The organism is Alicyclobacillus acidiphilus NBRC 100859 (assembly GCF_001544355.1).
Lineage (GTDB): Bacteria > Bacillota > Bacilli > Alicyclobacillales > Alicyclobacillaceae > Alicyclobacillus > Alicyclobacillus acidiphilus.
In genome coordinates this window covers 92758-116828 of the sequence record NZ_BCQI01000005.1, presented here as the reverse complement: position 1 = coordinate 116828, position 24071 = coordinate 92758, and the positions used below count along the sequence as shown (strand labels likewise).

The 24071-nt window shown below is 54.6% G+C and carries 21 protein-coding genes, 1 pseudogene, 1 riboswitch and 1 other annotated feature; of the genes and pseudogenes, 8 read left to right on the top strand and 14 right to left on the bottom strand.

Features of this window, described 5'->3' with window-relative positions:
• Positions 1-718: 718 nt before the first annotated feature.
• Positions 719-1291 carry a TetR family transcriptional regulator gene (locus tag AAC01S_RS03585; RefSeq protein ID WP_067618876.1) on the bottom strand — a complete coding sequence of 191 codons (573 nt, stop codon included), beginning with the start codon at positions 1289-1291 and terminating at the stop codon, positions 719-721.
• A 229-nt stretch (positions 1292-1520) separates the two neighbouring features.
• Here AAC01S_RS03585 and AAC01S_RS03580 point away from each other — a divergent pair, with 229 nt between their 5' ends.
• Positions 1521-2282 carry an SDR family oxidoreductase gene (locus AAC01S_RS03580; protein ID WP_067618874.1) on the top strand — a complete coding sequence of 254 codons (762 nt, stop codon included), beginning with the start codon at positions 1521-1523 and terminating at the stop codon, positions 2280-2282.
• 396 nt (positions 2283-2678) lie between these two features.
• Here the strand turns inward: AAC01S_RS03580 and AAC01S_RS03575 are convergent, their stop codons facing one another.
• The 6 genes from AAC01S_RS03575 to AAC01S_RS03550 form a co-directional block, all read right to left on the bottom strand.
• Entirely contained in the window at positions 2679-3866 is a 1188-nt protein-coding gene (locus AAC01S_RS03575; RefSeq protein WP_067618871.1) for an acyl-CoA dehydrogenase family protein, read from the bottom strand.
• Positions 3867-3878: 12 nt separating this feature from the next.
• Positions 3879-4583: a PIG-L family deacetylase gene (locus tag AAC01S_RS03570; RefSeq protein ID WP_067618867.1), complete on the bottom strand. Its 705-nt coding sequence runs from the start codon at positions 4581-4583 to the stop codon at positions 3879-3881.
• Positions 4584-4645: 62 nt separating this feature from the next.
• Positions 4646-4957, bottom strand: a complete 312-nt coding sequence (locus tag AAC01S_RS03565) for a DUF1806 family protein (RefSeq protein WP_067618863.1) — start codon at positions 4955-4957, stop codon at positions 4646-4648.
• Positions 4958-5046: 89 nt separating this feature from the next.
• Positions 5047-6135 (bottom strand): phosphodiester glycosidase family protein, encoded by a 1089-nt coding sequence (locus AAC01S_RS03560; RefSeq protein WP_067618858.1) that lies wholly within the window; start codon positions 6133-6135, stop codon positions 5047-5049.
• A gap of 13 nt (positions 6136-6148) precedes the next feature.
• A complete protein-coding gene (locus AAC01S_RS03555) occupies positions 6149-6979 on the bottom strand; it encodes a sulfurtransferase (protein ID WP_067618855.1) in 831 nt (276 codons plus the stop codon).
• A 13-nt stretch (positions 6980-6992) separates the two neighbouring features.
• The gene (locus AAC01S_RS03550) at positions 6993-7781 is read right to left on the bottom strand and encodes an SDR family NAD(P)-dependent oxidoreductase (RefSeq protein ID WP_067618852.1); all 789 of its coding nucleotides are present in this window, start codon (positions 7779-7781) and stop codon (positions 6993-6995) included.
• A gap of 141 nt (positions 7782-7922) precedes the next feature.
• On the opposite strand from AAC01S_RS03550, the gene AAC01S_RS03545 reads away from it, so the two are divergent.
• A complete protein-coding gene (locus AAC01S_RS03545; protein WP_067618850.1) occupies positions 7923-8258 on the top strand; it encodes a hypothetical protein in 336 nt (111 codons plus the stop codon).
• 41 nt (positions 8259-8299) lie between these two features.
• Here AAC01S_RS03545 and AAC01S_RS03540 read toward each other — a convergent pair whose 3' ends face one another.
• Positions 8300-9217: a hypothetical protein gene (locus AAC01S_RS03540; RefSeq protein WP_067618847.1), complete on the bottom strand. Its 918-nt coding sequence runs from the start codon at positions 9215-9217 to the stop codon at positions 8300-8302.
• A gap of 82 nt (positions 9218-9299) precedes the next feature.
• Here AAC01S_RS03540 and mnmA point away from each other — a divergent pair, with 82 nt between their 5' ends.
• Both mnmA and AAC01S_RS03530 read left to right on the top strand, forming a co-directional pair.
• Positions 9300-10427, top strand: a complete 1128-nt coding sequence (mnmA, locus tag AAC01S_RS03535) for a tRNA 2-thiouridine(34) synthase MnmA (RefSeq protein WP_281178104.1) — start codon at positions 9300-9302, stop codon at positions 10425-10427.
• Positions 10428-10477: 50 nt separating this feature from the next.
• Positions 10478-11365 carry a LysR family transcriptional regulator gene (locus AAC01S_RS03530; RefSeq protein ID WP_245630056.1) on the top strand — a complete coding sequence of 296 codons (888 nt, stop codon included), beginning with the start codon at positions 10478-10480 and terminating at the stop codon, positions 11363-11365.
• 345 nt (positions 11366-11710) lie between these two features.
• On the opposite strand, the gene tkt is transcribed toward AAC01S_RS03530, so the two are convergent.
• Positions 11711-13705 carry a transketolase gene (gene tkt / locus AAC01S_RS03525; RefSeq protein WP_067618841.1) on the bottom strand — a complete coding sequence of 665 codons (1995 nt, stop codon included), beginning with the start codon at positions 13703-13705 and terminating at the stop codon, positions 11711-11713.
• Positions 13706-13948: 243 nt separating this feature from the next.
• Here tkt and AAC01S_RS03520 point away from each other — a divergent pair, with 243 nt between their 5' ends.
• Positions 13949-15217 carry a glycosyltransferase family 39 protein gene (locus tag AAC01S_RS03520; RefSeq protein WP_245630055.1) on the top strand — a complete coding sequence of 423 codons (1269 nt, stop codon included), beginning with the start codon at positions 13949-13951 and terminating at the stop codon, positions 15215-15217.
• Here AAC01S_RS03520 and AAC01S_RS03515 read toward each other — a convergent pair.
• The 3 genes from AAC01S_RS03515 to AAC01S_RS03505 all read right to left on the bottom strand — a co-directional run bounded on the left by AAC01S_RS03515 (position 15214) and on the right by AAC01S_RS03505 (position 19750).
• Complete coding sequence (locus tag AAC01S_RS03515; protein ID WP_067618839.1) at positions 15214-17568, bottom strand: ATP-binding cassette domain-containing protein; 2355 nt, start codon at positions 17566-17568, stop codon at positions 15214-15216. The genes AAC01S_RS03520 and AAC01S_RS03515 overlap by 4 nt on opposite strands.
• On the bottom strand, positions 17565-18140 hold the full coding sequence (locus tag AAC01S_RS03510; RefSeq protein WP_067618837.1) for an ECF transporter S component: 576 nt from the start codon (positions 18138-18140) through the stop codon (positions 17565-17567). The genes AAC01S_RS03515 and AAC01S_RS03510 overlap by 4 nt, the downstream gene beginning before the upstream one ends.
• A 96-nt stretch (positions 18141-18236) precedes the next feature.
• Positions 18237-18343, bottom strand: a riboswitch (TPP riboswitch).
• A 528-nt stretch (positions 18344-18871) separates the two neighbouring features.
• Positions 18872-19750, bottom strand: coding sequence for an aminoglycoside phosphotransferase family protein (locus AAC01S_RS03505; RefSeq protein ID WP_370670803.1), 879 nt, complete (start codon positions 19748-19750; stop codon positions 18872-18874).
• Positions 19751-19955: 205 nt separating this feature from the next.
• Between AAC01S_RS03505 and AAC01S_RS19170 the strand changes: the two genes are divergently transcribed.
• A complete protein-coding gene (locus AAC01S_RS19170) occupies positions 19956-20213 on the top strand; it encodes a hypothetical protein (RefSeq protein ID WP_157071031.1) in 258 nt (85 codons plus the stop codon).
• A 462-nt stretch (positions 20214-20675) separates the two neighbouring features.
• Here the strand turns inward: AAC01S_RS19170 and AAC01S_RS03495 are convergent, their stop codons facing one another.
• Positions 20676-21455 carry a class I SAM-dependent methyltransferase gene (locus tag AAC01S_RS03495; RefSeq protein ID WP_067618829.1) on the bottom strand — a complete coding sequence of 260 codons (780 nt, stop codon included), beginning with the start codon at positions 21453-21455 and terminating at the stop codon, positions 20676-20678.
• Positions 21456-21613: 158 nt separating this feature from the next.
• A complete protein-coding gene (locus AAC01S_RS03490) occupies positions 21614-22093 on the bottom strand; it encodes a YbaK/EbsC family protein (protein WP_067618826.1) in 480 nt (159 codons plus the stop codon).
• A gap of 108 nt (positions 22094-22201) precedes the next feature.
• Positions 22202-22430: a binding site (T-box leader), on the bottom strand.
• 76 nt (positions 22431-22506) lie between these two features.
• Between AAC01S_RS03490 and AAC01S_RS03485 the strand changes: the two are divergent.
• Positions 22507-22947, top strand: a pseudogene (locus tag AAC01S_RS03485) (IS1595 family transposase); the annotation flags it as partial.
• Positions 22948-23087: 140 nt separating this feature from the next.
• Complete coding sequence (locus tag AAC01S_RS03480; protein ID WP_067618920.1) at positions 23088-23786, top strand: Type 1 glutamine amidotransferase-like domain-containing protein; 699 nt, start codon at positions 23088-23090, stop codon at positions 23784-23786.
• The last annotated feature ends 285 nt before the right edge of the window (positions 23787-24071 follow it).

The following is a 24071-nucleotide window of genomic DNA, read 5'->3' as shown; positions in this document are numbered from 1 at the left end:
TTCCGCAAGACTGGTATCTCTGGCGTGGTGTGTGTTTAGTTTTCAAGGAACCATCTTTGACCGCAATGCGCTTCTCTCGAAGCAGCTCAACCAATATACCACAGACGATAATGTGTTGTCACCTGGTACTTTTTTCATCGGATGTTCACGCGAGATGATCGGGTGAAAGGAGATGATGAAGCCCGAGATGACGGGGTATATTGGGCGGCCGCCGGAACAGCGGCAACGAGTACTATATCACCGCTCAAATTCGATGTCAACACCTCTTCAGCGAGATTTTTACGTGTGTTGAAACGCACCTGCGTCATGAAGTGTCTGCAGACCAAGTGTGAGCAATAGTATCCGACCAATATCTATCCAATATTCATGAACAGGTATTCAACACGGCGCATCGTTGGAGAGCCCGCCCCCGAAACCGCACCGGCTAGGGTAAGTTTTGGCCCTTGGCTCACGAGGTGGGGCGTGATCGGGCGAAATCATGTTGCATACTTCAAGTTCTTGTCTACTGAGGTATCCGTTCAATGTACCGTTTCGAAAATATCCTTGCGTTGCTAATGCGCCGGTATGTGCAATAAACTTCCTCACAATAACTTTACTATGAGACGTAGAAAACCGTACTATTTTGAAAGACTTACACCTAAAGCAGCTTCGTGACAGAGGGAAACACACCCTCAATTCACTCAAATAATCACACTCACCGTCATTGTAGCTGCGAAATTCATATCTGCTTCTCTTCACCGTTAGCGATTAGACTAACAGCCCTGGCGATTGCCTCCCTCGTCTCTCTTGGCACGGCATCTGGGTTGTGTGACGGCCCGAAAGGATGTGTTGGCGTCCATGCGGTGGCTAAGGCCATGATTGCATTCAAAAGAAAGCCAGGAGTGAACGTCGTTCCTATCAGACCATCGTTTTGCGCATCCATTATCGCTTTAATTTTCTTGTCGCGGACAGTGGTACGCTCGGTTATATTGTCTACCTTCTGCTCCAAACTGTACCATGTCATTAACCGTACTATATCTGGATGTGTCATAGCCCAATCGAATACTCTCACCGCATAACCAGGAAGATCCTCAGGTGTGAAAGAAATTTCCTCATAAACCCGTGTTAAGTGTTTCTCAAGGACTGTTGTAAAAAGCGTTTCTTTATTTTCAAAGTAAACGTAGATCAGATTCTTGTTGCATCCGGCATTCTGAGCGATGCGGTCGACGCGCGCACCCGCAATGCCGTAGGAGGAGAACTCCTCCAAAGCCGCCTCTAAAATCCGTTCTTTCGTCGCCTCAGCGTTTCTCAAAGGATTCCCCCCACCTGTTCCAGGCATTAAATTAGTGTTTTCAATGATATCACACAAAAAATATATTTGACTAATTGGTTAGTTACGAATAACATATAACCAACCAGTTAGTTATATGTTGCAACCAATTGGCAGACTATCTGGTGACTCTTGTGAAGAATGGAGAATACACAATGACACAATCCAATGTCGTGTTCAAGACACAGACTCATGCGGGAGGCGAATTTCGATGAAACTTTCAGGGAATACAATACTTATTACAGGTGGCAGTGCGGGCATTGGCCTTGCTTTTGCAGAACGCTTTATCCAAGCCGGAAATACAGTCATCGTCTGCGGGCGACGTGAAAGTGCCCTTCGGGATGCCAAGGAGAAGTTCCCAAATCTCATTACCCGCGTCAGTGACGTGGGACGTGAAGCCGACCGTAAAGCGTTGTTCGACTGGGTGACAGCCAACTATCCTGAGGTCAACGTATTAGTGAACAACGCAGGGATTCAACAACGGTTTCATGTATTGAAGGCAAATGCGAAGGACAATTGGGGCTATTACAACAATGAAATCATGATCAATGCCGAAGCTCCTATTCATCTATCCATGCTTTTCGCCCCATTTTTTGCAAGAAAAGATGATGCTGCTATTGTAAATGTGACGTCTGGGTTGGCTTTCACGCCCCTCGCCATTGCTCCCGTTTATTCGGCGACCAAAGCGGCGCTACACTCCTTTACGATGAGTCTTAGACACCAACTGGCTAATACATCAGTGGAAGTCATTGAAGTAGTTCCACCGGCAGTGAACACCAATTTAGGTGGGGCGGATCTACACACACATGGAGAACCCTTAGATGCGTTCACGGATGGAATTTTCCGAGGATTCGAAGAGGGTAAACAGGAGATTGGCTATGGCTCATCCGTGAATCGCTTGCGCATGTCACGTGACGAAGTCGACGCATACGTAGATAATATGTATCAAGCGATGAAAAGCACCATTGAATAATTCTTGATGAGCAAAGGGGTTGCCCCCGCAGTGGATTTCACCGCTGTGAGGACAGCCCCTTCGTCGTTTCGTGCTTGTGATTAATCAGCTAAACCGCCCGATCGCGACACAAGACACCAGGTTTGAATGTGCGTATTCATTACGATAACCGTATACAATTTCAGCTCTATGTGTAACCAAACGCCATCCCCCCAAAATCCCTACAAGTCCGGTTTGCGCCGCGCTACAATTTTGTTTTCGACTGCACGACTTGGTTTTTCCGTACAGAACTTCGGTATAGAACTTCATTTCCGCCATCGGCTCGTTCCCACCGCGCCTCCACCGCCGATAAGGGAACGTTTGGCTTTTATCCCCCGGTGCGATCGCTGCGACTGCGCCCCTATCAAGGGGGCATTCCTATGCTCGAGGCTTGCGGTACGGTGCGGTCCCTTCCTTCGCAAGCATCCGGTACACCACGTCATCCATCGGCGGATTGTGCAGCCCGGCGCGGACATCGCGGTAATAGCGTTCCAGCGGCAAATCTTTGGACAGGCTTCGGCCGCCGACGACGCGCATGGCGAGATCCACCACCTCGTTGGCGGCATTCGTCGCGAGCGTCTTCGCGGCGCCAAATTTCGGCCGAAGCGATGCGCGGTCCGCAAGGGATGCTTCGTCCCAGCGAGTGGCGAGATCGTACATCAGCGTGCGCGCGGCGAGCAGCTTGAGTTCCATCTCGCCCAACTTTTGCTCGACGTGCGGTACGTCGGCGATCGGGTGCGGGAGGGAGTTGGGCTGATAGGTCGCGGCGTACTGCATCGCGAAATCGCGGGCGGCCAGACTGACGCCGAGATAGCACGCCGGAATGTGCAGCATCCAGCCCCCGCCGTCGTTGTTGCGCTCGGTCTTTTCGCCGGGCTTCGCGATCGCGACGATCCGATCCTCCGGCACAAACACGTCTTTAAGCACGATATCGTGGCTGCCTGTCGCGCGCATGCCGAGCACGTTCCACGTCTCGACGATCTCGACGTCTTCGCCGCGCACGACGAATTGACCGACGCGCTCATCGCCGTCGATCCCAGCAGTGACCATAATCCAGGTCAGCGCAGGCGACAAGGTGCTGAACGTCTTCCTGCCTGTAATCCGGTAGCCGCCAGCAACCCGCACCGCGGTCGTCTCGGGACGGCCGCCGCGGCTGGGGCTGCCTGTCGCGGGTTCGCTCGCGCAGGAGTTGATCAACGCGCCGTCGCGAACGACACTCTCGCAGATCGTTTGGAAGAGCGGATCCGGGAATGCGCCGGTGGATCGCAAGTTGAGAATCATGCCGACGTGCCAGCCAATTGCGAGCGCCGTCGAGCCATCGCCGCGGGCCAGTTGCTCTTGGTGCATCAGCATCTCGCGGAGACTGATCTCCAGACCGCCAAATTGGCGCGGGACGGTCCACGATACATACCCGGACCGCTTCAGGTCCTCGATGTTTTCGTGGGGGAATTGGTTGGTTTCGTCGTAATGTTTCGCGCGTCCGGCGAACGTCGCTGCCAGTTCGCGCGTGACTTCCAGGCGCTTGCGCATGTCATCCGACACTGCGAAATAATGGTCCAATTCCATCTCACAGACCTCCTATTCGTGCTCGAACAAAACACCAGGTCGACTCAGTCGCGGTCCTTGCGAGTGTACGAAGAATTCACTCGAAGCCATTCGCAACATCCCTTGTTTCTCGCTTCCCCATACGCCTCTGTCCAATTGCGACTGCGTGCGGTGGGCGCGAAACGCCTTCAACTTCGCAGCTTTGTGCGCCTGCACATCCACTCGAACCATGCCAATGACAGGCTGTTCAAACCGTTTGTATGTATCCAGGCCCTCTCCCCATGCCACGTAGAACAGGCCGACGGACATGCCTGAAGAAGCGGTGTACCGTTCATACGCATCGGTCGCGATGCGGCCGATGGCACAGTGATCAGGGTGTCCCCCCATCGGATCGTGAAAGGTGATCACCGCCTTGGGCTGCTCTTCCTCAAATACCGACAGCACCCGTGACGCAACTTCGCGCTCATCACACATTTCCAGCCACTTGTCGCGAATGCCCAGTGTCACCAATCGAGCAATCCCCAATGCGTCACAGGCGGCGCGCAACTCAGCTTCACGCAGCTGGCCAATCGATTCCCTTGTCGCAATCGGAGGAATCCCCATACGCCGTCCCATTTCGCCCAGCGTTGCACAAACCAAGACAACGCGGTGACCTTCCGCGGACAGTTTCGCCAAGGTTCCTCCGCAGATAAACGTTTCGTCGTCCGGATGCGCGAATACCGCTACGACTGTCGCCACATCTCATCCCCACTTTCCGTTCTCACTCGAGGCATCTCGCCAAAGCCCGCGGCGGTCGCCAGTCACACCTGCAACGGCTGGGGGCTCACGCTCAGCGTTTGGGCGATGCGCGATTGATCGTCATAGCCGCACAGCACGATCACGCCGCCATCGTCGTACGCGTCCGTAACGTCCTTGATGCTGAGCATTCCTTCGGGATTGGTCAAAAGGAAGTGCACTCTGTACGAGTCCTCTCCAAAAAATTCACACTTCGTATAGGTAACGAGCGCATTGCGGAGATAGGCTTCGGGATTCACTTCCAAATGGATATACACGGGGCGATTCACATACGATTGAAGCACATTTTTCGCTTCATCCAACGACAGTGTTTGCATTCGTTACCCTCCCCTCTCATCGCTACCATTGTACCAAAAGAAGACAGGCGGATTCAGCGTCCATGCTGAATCCGCCTGAATACGGCGCGTCACGGAGTGGTCATCGCGTTCGCTGCCGCGACAGTCGGGAAGACCATCCATGCGTCGGGAAGGTGCCGCTGGCCGTTGGGATCGATGGTCGAAGGCGAATTGATAATCTTGCCGTTGTAGTACATCACCGATGACGACCCTCCGTCCATGGCGCATGCGTTGACTGCGTGATACTGGAGCATGATATCCATCACTTGCCGCATCGTCGCGCCAATCGATCCCGCATGCAGACGACCGTTGATCACGACGAAGATGACCGTCCCGTCCTTCGCCTGACCAATCGCCGTGCGCGGATCCGTTCCCCAACCGCCGTCACCTTCCGTGATCGTGGGCTGACCGTTGACGACCAGTTCTGGGTGGAACTGCATCGCGTCCCGAACGCCAAGCGACGCCAGCTGGTTTTCCGTGTAATTGCCCATGACCATCACGCCGCTGTCGGTAAATCCCACGGTCGCCCAACTGGGATCGTCCTTCGAAGCCTGCATGACTTGCCCGTTCACGTACTCCAAGCCGACGGGAATGCCGCCCCAACCTTCGCCGTTGGGATCTTCGAAGCCGCTGGCGTTGATGCCCGCGACGGCACCGACCCGCTTGGCCATATCCGTAATGTACTCTCCCTCGTCGCCAACGACCTTGGCCGGAACGAGCCGAATCAACTTCGGATTGTGAATCAACATCACGTCTCCATTGTACCCGCTGCCGTGGATGGGGATCACCTGAATCGAATCGGCGTTCGCAGTGGTCTCCGAGGGCGTAACGGCGTTGATGTCTGATTGACTGACGGCGATACCGGACAGACCCTTCATGATTTGCTCAAATTCCTCTGGTGTGGTCAACCAACGAGCCCACTGATAATGGCGGGTCGATGCCACCGTTTCCGCGAGCAGCAGCCGCCATTGTGTGCCCGTCGAGGTCTTGTACAAAAAACCCACGAAGGCGCCGATACAAAAAATAAAGACGGCGCAAAAGACAGTAATCCCGAGCAGCAAAGGCCGTTTCCACGTCTTTCTGCGGGTGCCTTGGCGACCGCGGTTCACGTTCCGTTCTTCGCGCTGCCCTGAACGATGTCTATTTTTGCGAGTTCCCACGTCGTCCTCCAACTTACGACTTGGCTACAGGATTGCTTGGATATGACACCCAATCGCTCCAACTGCCCGGATAAAGACGGACGTCCTTCGCTCCGGCCATTTTCAGCGCAAAAATCGTGGCGCATGCCGTTACACCGGAGCCACAGTAGACGACAATCGGCAACTTTTCCGAGATGATCTCGCGAAATCGCTTCTGCTGCTGATATTCCGGCTTCCAAGTGCCGCGATCCGTCAATCCGTTCTGCCACGGGTAGTTGACCGCGCCAGGGATATGTCCGGCCACTTTGTCAATCGGCTCCACTTCTCCCGTGTATCGGTCATTGGCCCGAGCATCCACCAACACAGCGGGAAACTCGCCGTCGACGATCCGTCTGACGTCTTCCATCCCCACGGTCGTCATGCCTGGCTGCGGCGAGGCGTCAAGGTTGCGATCGACTTTTTCCGGAACTTTACAGGAGCACGCGTAGCCAGCTTCGACCCATGCCTGATATCCGCCATCGAGGATGTACACTTCTTCGATCCCGATGTAACGAGCCAGCCACCATGCCCGTGCCGCCATTCCGCCGCCGCTGTCGTAGACCACGACCACCGATTGATCGGTCACGCCGGCCTGGCCGAGCTTGTTCGCGAACACCTCTGGATCCGGGAGCGGGTGCCGTCCGCCGTGTTCGCGGGCCGGCGCCGATAAATCGCGCTCGAGATCCAGGTAATAGGCGCCAGGAATGTGCGACTTCTGATAAACAGTCTGTCCCCAATCGGGATCGTTTAATTTGAAACGGCAATCGAAAATGACCAATTCGGGCTCCATCAACCGTTGATGGAGTTCGTCCGCTGAGATTAACATGGATTTCCTCCGTTCAGCTTGGCTGTCCGTGGCGGGCGACGCGGCGAGAATCCGCTTGATCGATGGACTTCAGGATCATCTCATCGATGTTGACGTGAAACGGCCGTGTGGCTGCAAACACGACACAGTCAGCGACGTCCTCCGCCCGCAGCGGTCGAAGGCCCTCGTACACTTTGGCAGCCCGATCTTCATCCCCATGGAAACGCACGATGCTGAATTCCGTCTCGACCATGCCGGGATCGATGGAACTGACGCGGACCGGTTTGCCGAGCAATTCCTGCCGCAAGGCTCCTGTGATAGCGCGGACAGCGAACTTGGTGCCGCAGTACACCCCTCCACCAGCATATGCTTCATGTCCCGCGGTCGATCCGATATTGATGATATGACCGTCTCCGCTCTCGATGAGATACGGAACCAGTCGCTTCGTCATTCGCAAGAGGCCCATCACGTTCGTATCCAACATCTCTTGCCAATCGTCCTCGTTCGCCGACGCGTCGATGTGATCCAGCCCCAACGCCTTACCGGCGTTGTTGACGAGCACATTTACCTTTCCGTAGTGATCCAGCACACCGGAGATAAACCGTTCGACACTCGTCGTGTCGGTGACGTCCAATGCGGCGGCGTACGGTCTGGCTCCGGAGATCCGTTCGATCTCCTTGCTCACGTCATCCAGACGTTCTTTTCGTCGAGCGCCTACGGCCAGCGAAAAACCAACGCGCGCGAGCCCCACCGCGATCGCCTGACCGATGCCCGCACTGGCACCCGTGACAATGGCAACCTTTCCTTCACCTGAAATCGCCATATTCGTTCCTCCTCTATGTAGGCCTTTATGTAGGCCTTCGTCATGCGATCAGCGGCGAGTGCCCCCATACTATGTGGCATGAACTGCCCGCACAAGAGTTGTCCGACAGGTCACAGCCAGTCATAAAGGAGGACACAGCACATGGCATGCGAAGAAGTCGTTACGGGTACTGTCGTCATTCCCGGAGAAGATTACGGCCGTATCCAACGCTCCGTCGACAACGGACAGAACATGTGGCGCTTGAGCCCCATCCGGACCGCCCAGGAAGTCGGAACGGTTCATCTTGGCCTCCGCATGAACGACGCCTATACGCTGGTCGAACAATACCGCGATACCGACAGCGGTTTGATGCACGCGGTCGTCCGCGTCAAACATCGCAACTGTCGCTATCTCGTCGAACTCTTTCAGCCTGAGCGGCAAGGTCGCGGCGGCATCTGGATTGTGGAATCTGTGACGGATGTCACGCCCAACCGGTAGCCGCCGATTCGCTCATCCAATAGAACCTTTGTACCGGCACTTTATCGGGACTTTTCCCACATCGATGGAGGCAGTTTCCCGACCGATTCAATGAGCATATCATACAAATCTCGGGTCAATGCCTCTTCTTCCGTAATCCCCAACTTCTGCGCGATGTCGGCGAGTGTGTACCGCTCTTTGCGCAAGGTGCGCATCGCCTTCTCCCATTGCTGGATGTGCGGCCCGTGGTAGTCAATCAAAAACGACCACTTTTCTTCGTCAATCTGCATACACGCGTTCAGCATATCCGACACCACGTCGACCGTCGCGCCTTGCGCGCCCTTTTCAAACAGTCTTTGCCGAAACACCGTTTTAATCAAGGCTTCTTCCGAAAACTCCATCAGAAACGGCGGCATGATGTAACCAACAGGCAATTTCGCCCGCGCCGCTTGCATTTGTTCGACGCGATCCTGCTTGGCAAGCCGGATCACATTGCGAATTCGCTCCAGCTCTTCTTCGTATTCATCCGCGTTTTTCGCTTCAACCGGCAACTCGAATCCCCACGGCACATTTGCCCGCTGCCCGCCCGCAATCCGCGTCGGACGCCCGACCGTGTAGGTCACGAGGTGATCGTACACCGGTTTACCGACACCAATTGCGAGAAACAGCACGGTCTCTCCGCGAATGGGTTCGTACGAATGGCCCGCAGAAACCATATTCCGCAAAAATCGACTTGTGTTCGCCATATCGTTATACTTGCCCAAATACAAGCTGGCCTTGAAGGCGCTGGACAACCTGTCTTCATCGGTGGCCCGCAGCGCAACGATCCGTCCCGACTGCGCCACCCGCCATCCTTGCTCTTCGTAGCAGATACGAATAAACTTTTCAATGTTGTCCAGATGCTCCGCGATGGGCACGAGATCTGACAGAAAACGCAGGCGAGGATGCTCCAAAATGGCAGAACGGTTCAACTCAAACAATGGATTGTCCGCCTTTCCTTCTTGCTCCCTAACACGTCCGAACTAGGGTCGGACAACTTCTTATAGATTGTACACAAAATTGCTGGAAAGGGGGACTACCAAGATGACGGTCAAACGGGTGGTCGTCGGCATGTCTGGCGGTGTCGATTCATCGGTCAGCGCATTGCTGCTGAAGCGGGCCGGCTACGACGTGATTGGCGTATTTATGAAAAATTGGGACGACACGGACGAATTTGGCCATTGCACCGCGACGGAGGACTTCGAAGACGTGGCACACGTGTGCGAACAAATTGGCATCCCTTACTACGGCGTGAACTTTGAACGCGAGTATGAACAGCGCGTGTTCCAATATTTTCTCGAAGAGTACGAACGCGGCCGCACGCCGAATCCCGACGTGTTGTGCAACAAGGAGATCAAGTTCAAAGAATTGCTCGACAGGGCGCTCGATCTCGGCGCAGATTACCTCGCAACCGGACATTATGCGCAACTGAGACACAACGGCGACGGCACGGTTGAACTCCTTCGCGGCGCCGATCCGAACAAGGATCAGACCTATTTCCTGCACACGTTGGATCAGGTGCCGCTCAAACGCGCGATGTTCCCGATTGGCGGCATGCAAAAGCCGGAAGTCCGGGCCATCGCCAAAGAATTCGGCCTGTCGACGGCGACGAAGAAGGACAGCACAGGCATCTGCTTTATTGGCGAGAAGAACTTTCGGCAGTTCCTGAAAACATATCTGCCAGCGCAGCCCGGTATGATCGAAGATACCGACGGGCGCGTGATCGGCGAGCACGAGGGCTTGATGTACTACACGATTGGCCAGCGGCGCGGCATTGGCATCGGCGGCCGCAACGACAGCTCTGGCGAAGCGTGGTACGTCGCCGACAAGGATCTGGCGCGCAACGTGCTCATTGTGGCGCAAGGCGCGGATCATCCGAGGTTGTTTTCGACAAGCCTGCGGGCGAGCGGACTGTCGTTTGTCGACGGCAAGCCGCCGCACCCCGACGAGTTTCGCTGCACGGCCAAATTCCGCTATCGGCAGGACGACCAAGGTGTTCAGGTCCGCATGACTGGCCTTGATCAATGCGAAGTCGTGTTCGACACGCCTCAGCGAGCCATTACGCCTGGGCAGTCGGTGGTGTTCTACGACGGTGAAATCTGTCTCGGCGGAGGTATTATCGAATCGAGACAGTTGGTGGAAAGCAACTGAACAAAGCACGTTGATTGGGCATGGGGGCGATGTGGCTGGAGACGAAAGACTTGCAGTTATTCATGGCGGTTGCGCGCAATAAATCGATCTCGCGCACGGCCGAACAGCTGTTCATGTCGCAATCCACCGTAACAACCCGCCTGCAGCGTCTGGAGCGCGAGCTCGGCTATCAGTTGTTCACACGAACGCCTGGCGGCGTGCAATTGTCTGCGGCGGGCCAACGTCTGCTGCCGTTAGCCGAGCAGATGATGAGTATCGAACAACGGATGGTCGAGCCGCTCAAGCGCCCCGTCCGAACGCTGCGTGTGATGTCGGGCCGGGCGTTCGTGTCGACCGACGTGCCGCAGTGCCTGCACCGCATGCTGCAGGTTGAAGAAGTGCGCCTGCAAGTGCGCATGGGCCTCTACGAAGACATGGTCGGCGCGCTCATCGGCAACCAGGTGGATTTTTGTTTCCTCGGCGAGCCGGTTCACCACCCGCGCGTGCGTCTGGTGGAGTTTCCGGCCGACGCGATCGATCTCGTCGTCCCGCAGCACCATCGATTTACACACGACTTTCCGGGCATCGCGGCGATCGCGACCGAACCGTTCATCGCCTTCGCCGATTCGACGGCCCCGTTTCGTCGGCGCATCTGGATGCTGCTGGCAAAATACGACGTGTACCCAGAAGTGCGAATGGAATTGGACTCCATCGACGGAATCAAAGCGATGGTCGCGCAAGGACTTGGCATCTCCTTATTGCCGCGCCGGACGCTCGCGGACGCCCACGCGAAAGGGATTGCGGCGGTGCCGATCGACGACGAACACTTCCGCCGGCCAACGTTTCTCGCCTACCCCGACGCGATTGAAAACGAGGCGTTCACGAAGCAATTGATCCAGATTGTCAGCAATCATTATGCCTCCCAAGCCCGATTCCGGAACAACGACACAGAGGATTAGGGCGTCAAAAAAGCCGTCCCCGTGCAAAAGCGGCCATCCCAGCGGATCGTTTGATCCACAAGAATGGCCGCTTGCCAAAGGGATGGCCCTCGCTATGACGTTCACTTAATACGCGCCACCTGCATACGGCACCAACAAGATGAACAGGACGAAAATGATCAAGAATACGACAGCCCACTGCGTATATCCGCCAAATACACCCATACGTAACGCCTCCTCAAGAGAGTATGGGATATCGTACTCAGACTTCCTTCCTGGCTCAACGGACATGGGCCGTAACATTCCATGATTTTGGACATATGCAGAAGACGCGCGTACTGCCACAGCGAGTCGCCGCCCCGAAGCTTATTTACCGAGAACGCGCTTTGCGACACTGTAGACGTTGTCGACCGTGAAGCCGTACTCTTTGACGACGATGTCGCCAGGTGCCGAAGCGCCAAAGCGATTAATACCGACCACTTCGCCGTCGAAGCCGACGAACTCGTACCACGACATCGGATGCGCCATTTCGACTGCGACGCGCTTCCTCAAGGTCGGCGGAAGCACCTCGTTGCGGTACGAAGCGTCCTGTGCCTTGAACACTTCGAGCGACGGGAACGAAATAACGCGCACTTTGACACCTTCGTCAGCGAGTTTCTTACCGACTTCGAGCGCCAATTGAACTTCCGATCCAGATGCCAGCAAGGCGAAATCGGATCCGTCGCCGTTCTTGAAGATCACGTAGCCGCCCTTGTCAAAGTTGGCCTTGTTGTCCTTGATCTCCTGCAACGTCGGCAGCTTTTGCCGCGACAGCGCGAGCGCGACAGGCGCATCGCGGTGTGTCAACGCGTATTTGATGGCCAAGCCGGTTTCCGTGCCATCTGCTGGACGGAACACGCGCAGTCCCGGAATGACGCGCAGCGACGCGAGTTGTTCCACAGGTTCGTGCGTCGGACCGTCTTCGCCGACCGCGATGGAATCGTGCGTGAGCACGAACAGCGACGGCTGCTTCATCAACGCGGCCAAACGGACAGCCGGGCGGAGATAGTCGACAAAGACCAGGAACGTGCCCGCATACGGGAACACGCCGCCGTGCAGGGCAATGCCGTTGACCATGGCGCCCATCGCGTGCTCGCGAACGCCGTAGAACACGTTCTTGCCAGCGTAGTCAGGCGCTTTGAAATGATCTTCGTCCTTGAGCATCGTATTGTTCGATTTGGACAGGTCGGCCGAACCGCCGAGCAGCGTCGGCATATGCGGGCCAATGGCGTTGATCACCTTGCCAAAGGCTTCGCGCGTCGCGACGGATTCGTTGAACTCCGGCAGCACCGCATCGAAGTCGACGTCGACCTTGCCCGCGATCACGGTTTCGAACGTCTTCGCGTCCGCAGGATACTTTTGGGCGTAGGTTTGGTACGCGTCTTTCCACGCTTGTTCAGCTTTCTCACCGCGCGCCTTCAGTTCGGCGAACAGCGAGCGGACTTCGTCCGGCACGTAGAAATCTTCCTGATACGTCCACCCGTACGTCTGTTTCGCGAGCGCCGTTTCCTCTTTGCCGAGCGGGCTGCCGTGTGCACCTGCCGTACCTTGCTTGTTTGGCGCTCCGTAGCCGATGATGGTGCGGACTTCAATCAAGGTCGGCGCATCGTTGAACGACTTCGCCTTCGCGATAGCCGCTTCGATCTCGTCCAAATTGTTGCCGTCCTCGACGCGCAGAACGTTCCAGCCGTACGCGCGGTAACGCATCTTGACGTCTTCCGTGAACGCCCAGTTCGTCGGGCCGTCGAGCGAAATATCGTTGGAATCGTACAGCACAATCAGTTTGTTGAGCTTCAAGTGGCCCGCGAGCGAGCTCGCCTCGCCGCTGATGCCTTCCATCAGGTCCCCATCGCCGCAGATGACGTATGTATAGTGATCGATTGGGGTATGACCGTCTTTATTGAACTTCGCTGCCAAGAATCGCTCCGCGATCGCAAAACCAACGGCGGTCGCGATACCTTGACCGAGCGGTCCGGTCGTCGTGTCCACGCCCGGCGTGTGGCCGTACTCTGGGTGTCCAGGTGTCTTGGAGCCCCATTGGCGGAACTGTTTCAAATCGTCGATCGACACGTCGTAGCCCGTCAGGTGAAGCAGGCTGTACAACAGCATGGAACCGTGTCCTGCGGAGAGGACGAAGCGATCGCGATCGATCCAGCTTGGATTCGACGGATTGTACTTCATGAACCGTGACCACAGCACATAGGCCATCGGCGCGGCACCCATTGGCAAACCCGGGTGACCGGAATTGGCTTTCTCGATGGCGTCGATAGACAACGTGCGAATCGTCTTTACCGCGAGTTGATCTTGTTCTGTGTAGGGCATAACTCCACTCCCATTACATAAAGTATAGGCTCTTTCAGTGCAGTTCGAAGCATGACGAACCCCGTCTCTCCGAGTCGGGTCCCGCATCGAACACACGCTTCTATTATGATACCACAATCGTATGATTTCTCTCTTCCGGGATCGACTTTTCAGGGATTTTGTCGGGTTCTGCCACGAAGAATCTCGTCTTCGAGGCAAAAGTAAGGTACGATAGATTCTGTTTGAAAGGAGCACGGGACTATCTTGAACGTCAAAACCACTTCGCAGCAGACGAAAGCCATATGGATTCTCCTGATTGCAAACATCGTCGTTCGATGCCTCTGGATCGCGTGGATGCACCCCGCGCAGCAAGCGGACTTTCTTTGGTATTTTGACCGGGCGTCCGACTTGGCGAACGGAAAAGGCTATTATTGGATGGGCCAAGCGACCGCGTACTGGCCCATCGGCTGGCCGTTCTTCCTGTCGCTGATTTTCCGAGTGACAGGGCCGTCGGTCATCGTCGGACTGGTTCTGAACGCGGTGCTGTCGACCGTGATCGTCGGACTCATCTACGTCGTGACCCGCCAAATATTTGGCCGCACATTCTACGCCATGGCCGCAGCGATTATCTACTCGCTCTTGCCAAGCCAAATTATATGGAACAGTGTGCTGGGCTCAGAGGAGATCTTCACCGCGCTGCTGCTCCTCTCCGTCGTTCTCTACATACGACAACGCCGTGACGCGCAGCGATTCCCTTGGTGGATCGCCTGCTCGGGCCTGATTCTTGGCTTCGCCTGCGACGTTCGCCCGATCCCGCTCGCGTTTCCGGCGTTTGTGTTCCTATATGAGTGGCTTGTCATGCGGAATCGCGTCGTGCAAGCGCTGTGGCGCGCGGTGGTCTTGTTTGTCGGCATGTTTCTCACCATTTTGCCGGTCACCATCCGCAACAAGATTGCCTTGCACCACTGGGTTCTCGTCTCGACGAACGGCGGCACCAACCTATTCCAAGGCATCCACACGAACGGAGGATACTGGTGGTCGTATAATCCGTACCTGAACCCCATCCTTCATATCAAAAACGAAGTGCAGAAGAACGCCGTCGCGCAGAGTTACGCGATTCACTACATCGAACATCACATTCCGCAGACCATCATCAACGGATTTAAGAAGATCTGGGACTTGTACAAAGCGGACGTCAACTCGGCGTGGTACACGTTCCGCGTGTCCCCGCACGTCGCTTCCTGGCTGAAGTACGTGGACGGAATTGCGACGACGGGCTATTTCCTGTTCATGCTGCCGGCCGTGATCGGACTGATGGTTCTCTTCGTGCGCAGAATTCCTGGATGGCGAACGGCCATGTTTCCGTTCGCATTCATCGTATACAACACGTGCTTCTTTTTCTTCTTCCCCGCGTGGGATCGCTTCCGATACCCGCTGATGCCGCTCTTCGCCATCTTTGCCGGAGTCGGTTTCGCGGTGGCCTGGAAGCAGATGCGCGGACAGGTCGATCCCGCCGTCGAAGCAGAGAGTTAGACAAACAGCAAGACAAGCGGCACGATGACCAATCCGGCGGAGAAGGCGACATCCCACGGGCGCAGTCGAAGGACGCGAAAATACGTTCTTCGACTTGCGAACTGCGCCGGATCGCCGAAAAACCCACGCGCCTCCATCGCAACCGCCATCCGCTCACTTACTCGAACTGCCTGGCTGAGCAGTGGCAGCGCATAGGAAACAGGGTGAAAAATCCACCATCCTTGACGCCCCCGCAAACTGCGGGCCATGCGCAAAACTTCCAGATCCCGCTGGAAACTTCCGATAAACCCCGTGCCCGCCATGATGCCATAAGCCAACTTGGGACTGACGCGAAAGGTCTGGCTCAGACTGACCGCGAAGTCCGTTCCATCGGTGCTGACAAGCATCACATACCCCAACACGACCGTGGAAAGCGTGCGCAGCGCGACGAGCACGCCCTTCCACATTCCGTACCAACTGATGTTGTACCACAGCCAATGAACGGACGGAGTCCCCGGAGGAACGGCGGCGTTGGCAGCGAACGTCCACAGGTAAATCAAGTACGCGGCCAAGGCTGGAGACAGCCTGACCATCATCTTCCATGGATTGCACCAACTGAGTCCAAATGCGGCGACAATCACCAAAGCCCAAAGTCGACCAAGCTGCGCGAAGTTCCAAGCGAACAGGATGATAGTCGCCATCGCCACCAGGGCCAGCCCTTTGCAGCCAGGGTGCAGCATGCCGAAGGGCGATCTGCGAGGCGCTGGCATGCGCCGCGGCTGCGAAGACGACTGCGGAGACGACTGCGGAGATAGCGAACGGCCTTTGTTTGAGGTCTCGCGGTTCCCATCCTCCTCGATGTCCAAGACATCGTCCAGCAGATGCGCGGCCGCCAAGACGTCGCCGCGTTCAAACAGTCCGTCCACACTTCCATCGTAGAGAATTCCACCGTCCGCGAGGACAACGACACGCGTCGCCCACGCTCTCACCAGGTCCATATCGTGCGTGACGGTGACCACCGTCCCCTGCTGCATCTGCCTAGCCTTCAACTTCTCCAGAATCAATCGCTCTGTCTGGGCATCCTGGCCATAAGTCGGCTCGTCAAACAACCAAACGTCGCTGCGCTTGCCGAGCATGGTCGCTACCGCGAGCCGACGTTTTTGGCCCTGGCTCAGCTCGTACGGCGAGGCCAGCGCGAGATTGGACAAGCCGAATTCCGCGAGTTGTTCCAGCGTATCCGCAGGCCTGTCGTCGCCAACGACACGTCCTGCCATCTCGTCGATCACACGTTCAAACAGAAACTGGTATTCAGGATTTTGAAATCCATACGAAATCGCCGCATACCGCTTCGACTTCGGAATCTTGGCCAGCGGTTGCCCCTGCAAACGCACCTCGCCCGCGGACGGCTTGCGAAGCCCCGCCAACACTTCGAGCAGCGAAGACTTGCCTGCGCCGTTGGGGCCCACAATCGCGACCCATTCTCCCCTGCGAAGGGCGAGATCGACACCTGTCCAAACCGTGCGCTGCCCGTACGACAAAGCCACACCCGACGCTTCCAGCAGCAGCGGCACCGCATCGTCCCCCGCGAAAGCGCCGCTTGCCGCGCTCAAGGCTTCGCGGCTTGGCTGTCGAACGGGTACTGGGTTGGGTTCGACCGCGGATCGCCACGCCTCGGCCGACTCGAACACGCCCTCGACCTGCCCCTCTCGGGACAGCGAGACAATCCTGTCCACGTACGGCAAGAGCGGTTCGTATTTGTGCTCGATCACGACGACCGTTCTACCTTGTCTACGCAAAGCGACAATCTGCTCAAACACGGTTCGCGTTGACTGCGGATCCAGATTGGCGGTGGGCTCGTCGAGAATCAGCAGTTCCGCGTCCATCGCAAGCGCGCACGCAATCGCGAGCTTTTGTTTCATCCCGCCCGAAAACGACGCGTGATTTGCGGAGCATGGCACGTCCAAATTCACCATCGCGAGACTCCGCTCAATCCTCTCCGGCATGTCGTCCCGTTCGACCTTCAGGTTTTCCAGCCCGAAAGCAATTTCGTCGCCCACTTGGCGCATGCAGAATTGTGTCTCGGGGTCCTGAAACACATAGCCGATTTTCCCAGGTCCCTTGAGATCATCGTCAAGCCAGATACGCCCATCCACCTCAGCCTCGACGGAATTCGGAATGATCCCCGCGAGCGCCATCGCCAACGTGCTCTTGCCGCAGCCGCTCGGCCCCGTAATCAGCACCAGTTCGCCTCGAGAAAAGGAGAACGAGCAATCGCGCACGATTGCTCGATGATCCTGTTCGTAGCGGATCGACACGTTGTCGACACGCACGAACGGAGCACTCGTCCAGGGCTGTTTGGCCGCGCCGCTCATTGCGCCATCGTCCGATCCGTCTGGCCAATCGCGAAGCGGCGCAATGCCCCCGCCCGTTTCAACGCGTCGCCGATGCTCTTGGGCAGCCAGCCGCCGAGGATCGCGCCGCTCACCAACGCGACCACCGTGTATTCGAAGATCACCCATGCGCTCATGCTGTCCCCGCCGTATTGGAAGTACCACTGCACGACGCCAGCGAACGAAGCCAAAGCACCGGAGAGCACACAGGTAAGCAGATTGAATCGACGATAGGCGAAGAAGAGAAACACAAGTTCACTGCCAATCCCTTGAATGAGTCCTGACACCATGTTGGACAAACCCCATTGTCCGCCCAGCATGTTTTCGATTGCAGCCGCAATCAGTTCCGCCAACAACGCAGCACCCGGGCGCCGCACGATATACGGGACGATCACGCCCGCAATCATCCACAGTCCCGTCGTCGCGGCCTGCGCCGCATAAGCCGTACCCGGCAGCAGGTCGTACACGAGGTCCCACACTCGGTACAGTCCACCGCACACGATCGCGAAGACGACCATCAAGATGACATCCCGCAATTTCCAGCTCCTAACCATCCTACTTCCTCCTTTGCCGTGAAGGGGAATCCGCTCGAAGCGCGCCCAATACAAGCAAAAACACCCTTTTCACAAGCATGTGAAAAGGGTGCTGTTCATTATCGACGGGCACTTCCTCACGCTGGTATTATCCAGGTCGAGTCCGCAGGGTTGGCAATCTTACGTTTGCCTCTCAGCCATTGTCGGCACCCCTAGCGCCCCTCTTCACGATATTTTCAGTTTACATAGAGGAGTGTAGCATCACGTACCTGCCTGGGCAAGTGCGATCGTGGAAAGAGAGCGGGGCGGCGGGATCGCGCTGAGGCGGGGCTGGGGCTGGGGCGGGGCTGGGGCGGGGCTGGGGCGGGATCGCGCTGAGGCGGGGCTGGGGCGACCGGGGGACCTCCGAGGCGAATAAGCAGCCGTAGGCCGCTTAAGTGTGTCGAATCGTCTGATGTGCGCCGAATAAGCAGCTGACAGCGGCTTAAATGGCTGAAAACACCCCATTCCGAAAGGCGAGGAGGCAAATAAGCGGCCTGGGGACGCCTATTTGCGTTCGATCCGGCCACTTCGTCGAAATAAGCAGCTCAGGGACGCCTATTTCGCCTTCCCATTCGCCTCACCTCTGCCTCCACCTGCGCCGCCGGCCGCCGTCTATTGCGATCGCGCCGCCGTCGCTAACTCAGAATGACGAGCACGTTCTTTGCTTCTTCGGATCAAGACCACCAAACCAACCACAAAGACAGTGAGCATCACGATAGCTTAGGAATGAAGGCGGGAAGATGCGCTACGATGTAATCGATCGTCGCTTTCGGGTAATTGTCCATATCACGAGCCGCATTTGCAATAAACTCAACAACTGTCCATATCTTCGCTGCACGAATCTGCAGCGCAAAATCCAAGTCGGATTGGAATGCAGCGTTGTTCATTTCCCGATAGAGGCGGTTGTAGGTCCGAGCGAGTTGAGTCTCCAAAGAAAGATCTTCAGTTCCCAAATTAGGCATCGTGATCGCCAAGTCAATGGCTGGATTCCCTTCGCAAAATCTTTCCCAATCAACCATCACCAGTTCTCCGTTGGAGCGTACGCGCCAATTCGTGGGGTTTGGGTCTCCAGACAAACAGCAATGCGGAACAAAAAGAGTTTGAGATTTTTGCTGTGCATCTCTTAATCGTTGCTTGATCAGTTCGCCTTCGGAACTGCCCTCGAACCAGGTGAAAGCCAGCTCTGTCATTTCGTCATCCCATTTTGGACGATACCACGTGGCGTCGTCTCGTAACGAGATCGGTCCCGAACAGTAGGCATGAAGATTGCACAACATCCTGATTTGAGCGGGATTGTTCCGCCACTGTTCTTGCGGAAAAACGCCAGGTATGTATTCCATAGCTATCCAGTTGGTATGATCCGAATCGATCCCGGCCCAATAAAGTTGTGGAACATGGACGCCGTGTTCACGAAGGGCATTTGCATATCGTTCATAGAATAGGCGTTCCCGATTGTGAGATGACGACTTTACCACCGCACAGCCACCTGCAAATTGCAGCCGAGATGTGGATGATTTCGATCCTGCGACGCCTCTCAGTGACTCGACGCTGATGAAATCTCCAAACTTGGATTGCAAGAGATCGATCATATCGTTTGGGTAACCGTGGAGATGGTTCATCGTTCATCACTTGCCCTTCCATGTTTCGAGGCACCTTATCGAACTGCCCGATCGTCCAATTCAGCACACAAGGCAATTTTTATGGTACTGAGCGACATGTTATTTGTCCATGTCCGAACAAACAGTGTCGCATACTGTGTTTTGTGACCTATACGGCAGGTGGGGTGGCGATTGAATGGCACTAAATGAAGCGCTGCGGGAGTTTCAACGCATTGAAGCCAATACACGTCATGACGTAGCCATATTTCTCATCCTGTACTCCTTGATAGGCCTTGATATATTTTCCATTAAGGATGAGAAGCAGCGAGAGAAAGTTACAGCTGCATGGGTGTCATGGGGTGTTGTTTTTGTGTTGGTTGGTTTCTTTATTCTTGCCCCTGAGCGAGATGCACAGGCGATACGCATCAAGAGCCATATCGATCCCGAACGATGACTCAGCAGCAGATTTCAGCTCCACCGCCTTGCCTAGGCCAACGCGATTCCGACTATGCTGTGCAATAAATGCGGCGAGCTCCTCCCTGTCCACGGCTAGGATTTCTTCTGGCGTCGTGTATTCCATAAGCAACTTGGAGGATGTCTTGCCAAATAGGTCAGAAAACACGCGTTCATACTCGGGGAATAGCATGTCCAGGATACTGATGACTTTCCGTTTCAGGTCCGCAGAGGAAGCCAAACTAGCCTCCCAACATCCAGCTCATTCGTACACTCTCGCAAGGTCCGGGTTCGCAGTCTTGACGTCGAGAACCGAGTCTCATGGCGTAATTCGTGATACCCGACCACTACGAGAATTGTATCTCAAAAATTTTGAGGTACGAGTTGAACATACTAGTGGTGTAAATTCTTTACGTGCAACCACTGAGTAACACGGATCACTTCGTTTAAGACGGAACTATTTTTATCCATCAACCTTACCGACAATTTTCATGAACGTGTGGTGGAAATACAATTTGCCATTTTTGTAGAAGGGCCTTAATCCTGTCGAACTACCGCCTTCGATTTCATTTGTCACATCACAGATAAGTTCATGCGCTATCTCCTTGGCAGGATGTGTTAAACTTAACCATTTTTCAAAATCCGACTCGACATCGATAGACTCATCCACGATAACAAATATTCCTTCCTGCCGGAAAAGTGCGGACATGGCGGATCGTTTCAATGCCCTTACATGGGATGGATCTCGCAATATTTCGTAGCGGTTATAGACCGCTGCCAAATGATCGTCCTCGGGAGAAACAATGTCAATCACCGCGATAGTTCCACCCACTTTACAGGCGCGCACCATTTCGCGCAGGACTTGGCGAGGATTCTCTATGTGGTGAAATGCAAAACGACAAACCACAATGTCGAACTGGTGGTCTTCGAAAGGGAGTTTTTCCGCGACGCCTTCAACGAAGTTAATGTTCGTAATTCCTGCATCCATTGTTTCATTCTGTCCTTGCTTCAACATGTGGGTCGAAAGGTCGATTGCAGTAACTTGTCGGCATCGGGGAGCCATCGCTCGACTAAGAATCCCGGTTCCAGCGGCAACATCCAATACTCGATCGTCACTTCCAAGATTTAGACTCTCCAAAATCCACTGAATGTACCTGTCATTCGTTTGACTGGAACCTTTACGCGAGAAATTACTAGCTTGTTTCTGAAACTGACTTCTGATTTTTTCGTGTTGATTGCCCACAATGCCACCCCTTCTTCCAGTTGACTTTCAGTGGTCAGGACAGAGGAAGACCGCACATCCAGCCGATTTTATCGTCTGTTCAGTCGCCAAACCTTCCTACGTGCACGAAAGCAAGAGTTCAGTTGAAATTCACAGCCTGTCAACGTCACCTTGGGATCTTATTTTATGGGCAGCACCTTCCCCTTGGTCATTTCCATCAATTGATTAGGCGTCAGTTTAAAAACTGCTTTAGGGTGTCCTGCCGCCGCCCATATTGCTTTGAACTGTAAGAGATCTTCGTCAATGATTGTTGTGATAGTCCGAACATGACCCAGTGGCGGAACTCCTCCTATGACAAATCCTGTGCATTCGCGTACGAAGTCTGCGTCAGCTTTCGAAAATTCGTCGTCTATCTGTCTTGAAACGGTTTTCTCATCCACACGATTTGCACCACTTGCAATGACCAAAAGTGGCTTACCAGAGTGCTTCGAGCGAAATATAATGGACTTTGCAATTTGTGCAACGTCACATCCAATGGCATCTGCCGCTTCTTGAGCAGTTCGCGTGCTATCCGGCAGTTCCACCACTTCGTTTGAGTATCCCAATTCCCTCAACCTGTTTTGCACAGTTTGGGCACTTTGTTTTAACTGTTTTGTCAAACCAATCCCCCTCCTCGTCAGCGGCTCCGATACTTACACTCGTGACAAAGCTAGACCCTTCTTCATTCCCGAGTGTACACATGAATGACAAAAGCCCCGTCTCTATTGGTTAGAGACGAGGCGTCACTCGCGGTACCACTCTAATTGACCCTGGAAGCAGGATCCACTCTTTGGATGGCCGTCACCATCCATTCCTGTAACGGAGGAATTCCGGCGCACCCTACGTTTCGGGTTGCAGTTCATGGGTGAGTTCAGAATTGGCCTTCCACCGACTTGCACCAACCATCGGCTCTCTGAGATCCAGCCCACACTTACTAGTCCCAATCATGACCTTTCGCTATTGTCCTCAAATGTAATGTACGTCACCGACCGTGTCAATATGTGATTGGCATGATGGACTTGCTGATTCGCATGTGGTGGTCGCTATCGATCGCGACGGTGACATCATTGCTCAAAATACGGGGCGCGGTCGGATTACGGCAACAGAAATTGATGCTGTGCCGGGTCCGCGTCTCGCCCCAGATTCTCTTCTATGCACTGACTCTGCACGAAATTATATGGCGTTCGCGAGGATGAAGGGACTCCATCACGAAGTTATCAACGTGCATAAGGGCGTGTACCTGCTTCAAGGGATTTATCATGTACAGCATGTCAATTCGTATCACAAACGCTTAAAGACGTGGATGGAGCGTTTCCAAGGTGTTGCGACGAAATATCTCGACAATTACCCGTTCTGGTTTCGCTTTTTGGAGCGGTACAAAGACCTACAGCCATACGATGCTAAACGCTCACTTCTTCAGGATATGACGAGGCGGGCAAATCATATTACAGTAGAGTACCTTCGGACGGTGTAACAGAGGTTTTTCAGGTATGGGGCAGTTTAACCGAGCAGTAACAGTTTTCGTTTGTAAATAGTGGAATGTTGTAGTATGAGCGTACAATCGTTAACGAATGAAAGAACAACTTCTTCGGGGAAAGGATGAGTCATATGTCAATGAGGCACATAATTGCAATGGGTGGCGGCGGTTTTTCCATGGAACCTGAAAATCCTTTACTGGATTTATATATTTTAAAGCAAACGAACAAAACAAGACCTCAAGTTTGCTTTTTGCCTACTGCGAGCGGTGACGCAGACAGCTATGTTGCTAAATTTCGTAATGCTTTCGAACATTATTCTTGCGATCCATCGCACTTATCTCTATTTCGATTGCCAACTAGTGATCTAGAGAGTTATATCCTCGAAAAGGATGTCATCTACGTTGGCGGAGGAAATACAAAAAGTATGTTAGCCCTTTGGAGAGAATGGGGGTTGGATGTGATTTTACGAAAGGCTTGGGAACATGGTGTCATTCTTGCAGGCTTGAGTGCAGGATCGATTTGTTGGTTTGAGGAAGGATTAACGGATTCGTACGGCGATAAGTTGATGCCACTCAAATGTCTTGGTCTGCTAAAAGGTAGTAATTGTCCGCATTACGATGGTGAAGTAGCAAGACGACCGGTGTACCGAAACTACATCCAATCCGGAGAACTCCAAGCTGGGTATGCGGTGGACGACGGAGTTGCACTTCATTTCGTTGAAACGGAGCTAGCAAGAACGGTGAGTTCACGCCTGAATGCTAAAGCCTATTTCGTAAGTGCCGGCGATGGAGGACATCTGGAACAAGAGATCGAGACAGTGTTTTTGGGTGGATAACACAATGTTCCGTCGCTATCGGGTGCTTCATCTGTAGAAGCTCCCGTTTATATATGGCTTGGAGCAACAATCTTTACGAAAACAGCCAATTGGTATTAAATCTATAGCATGGACACCCCAAAACAAGAGAAGATGTAAGTTTACCTATTCCGCACCTCGTACTCTCGCAGCTTGTCGCGGTAGTCGTGAGAGGCATACTGGCTTCCACGGTCCAAAAAATGATGTGACGCGGGCTCTGTCTGCCTCTGACGCTGATACGCCGCCGCAGCGATGCGATGCACGGCT

What these genes read in the sequence shown, in the direction of transcription:
- AAC01S_RS03580 (WP_067618874.1), top strand. Translation starts at nt 1,521, where the DNA reads ATGAAACTTTCAGGGAATACAATACTTATTACAGGTGGCAGTGCGGGC.
- AAC01S_RS03575 (WP_067618871.1), bottom strand. Translation starts at nt 3,866, where the DNA reads ATGGAATTGGACCATTATTTCGCAGTGTCGGATGACATGCGCAAGCGC.
- AAC01S_RS03565 (WP_067618863.1), bottom strand. Translation starts at nt 4,957, where the DNA reads ATGCAAACACTGTCGTTGGATGAAGCGAAAAATGTGCTTCAATCGTAT.
- AAC01S_RS03555 (WP_067618855.1), bottom strand. Translation starts at nt 6,979, where the DNA reads ATGTTAATCTCAGCGGACGAACTCCATCAACGGTTGATGGAGCCCGAA.
- AAC01S_RS03550 (WP_067618852.1), bottom strand. Translation starts at nt 7,781, where the DNA reads ATGGCGATTTCAGGTGAAGGAAAGGTTGCCATTGTCACGGGTGCCAGT.
- AAC01S_RS03545 (WP_067618850.1), top strand. Translation starts at nt 7,923, where the DNA reads ATGGCATGCGAAGAAGTCGTTACGGGTACTGTCGTCATTCCCGGAGAA.
- tkt (WP_067618841.1), bottom strand. Translation starts at nt 13,705, where the DNA reads ATGCCCTACACAGAACAAGATCAACTCGCGGTAAAGACGATTCGCACG.
- AAC01S_RS03515 (WP_067618839.1), bottom strand. Translation starts at nt 17,568, where the DNA reads ATGAGCGGCGCGGCCAAACAGCCCTGGACGAGTGCTCCGTTCGTGCGT.
- AAC01S_RS03510 (WP_067618837.1), bottom strand. Translation starts at nt 18,140, where the DNA reads ATGGTTAGGAGCTGGAAATTGCGGGATGTCATCTTGATGGTCGTCTTC.
- AAC01S_RS03505 (WP_370670803.1), bottom strand. Translation starts at nt 19,750, where the DNA reads ATGATCGATCTCTTGCAATCCAAGTTTGGAGATTTCATCAGCGTCGAG.
- AAC01S_RS19170 (WP_157071031.1), top strand. Translation starts at nt 19,956, where the DNA reads ATGGCACTAAATGAAGCGCTGCGGGAGTTTCAACGCATTGAAGCCAAT.
- AAC01S_RS03480 (WP_067618920.1), top strand. Translation starts at nt 23,088, where the DNA reads ATGAGGCACATAATTGCAATGGGTGGCGGCGGTTTTTCCATGGAACCT.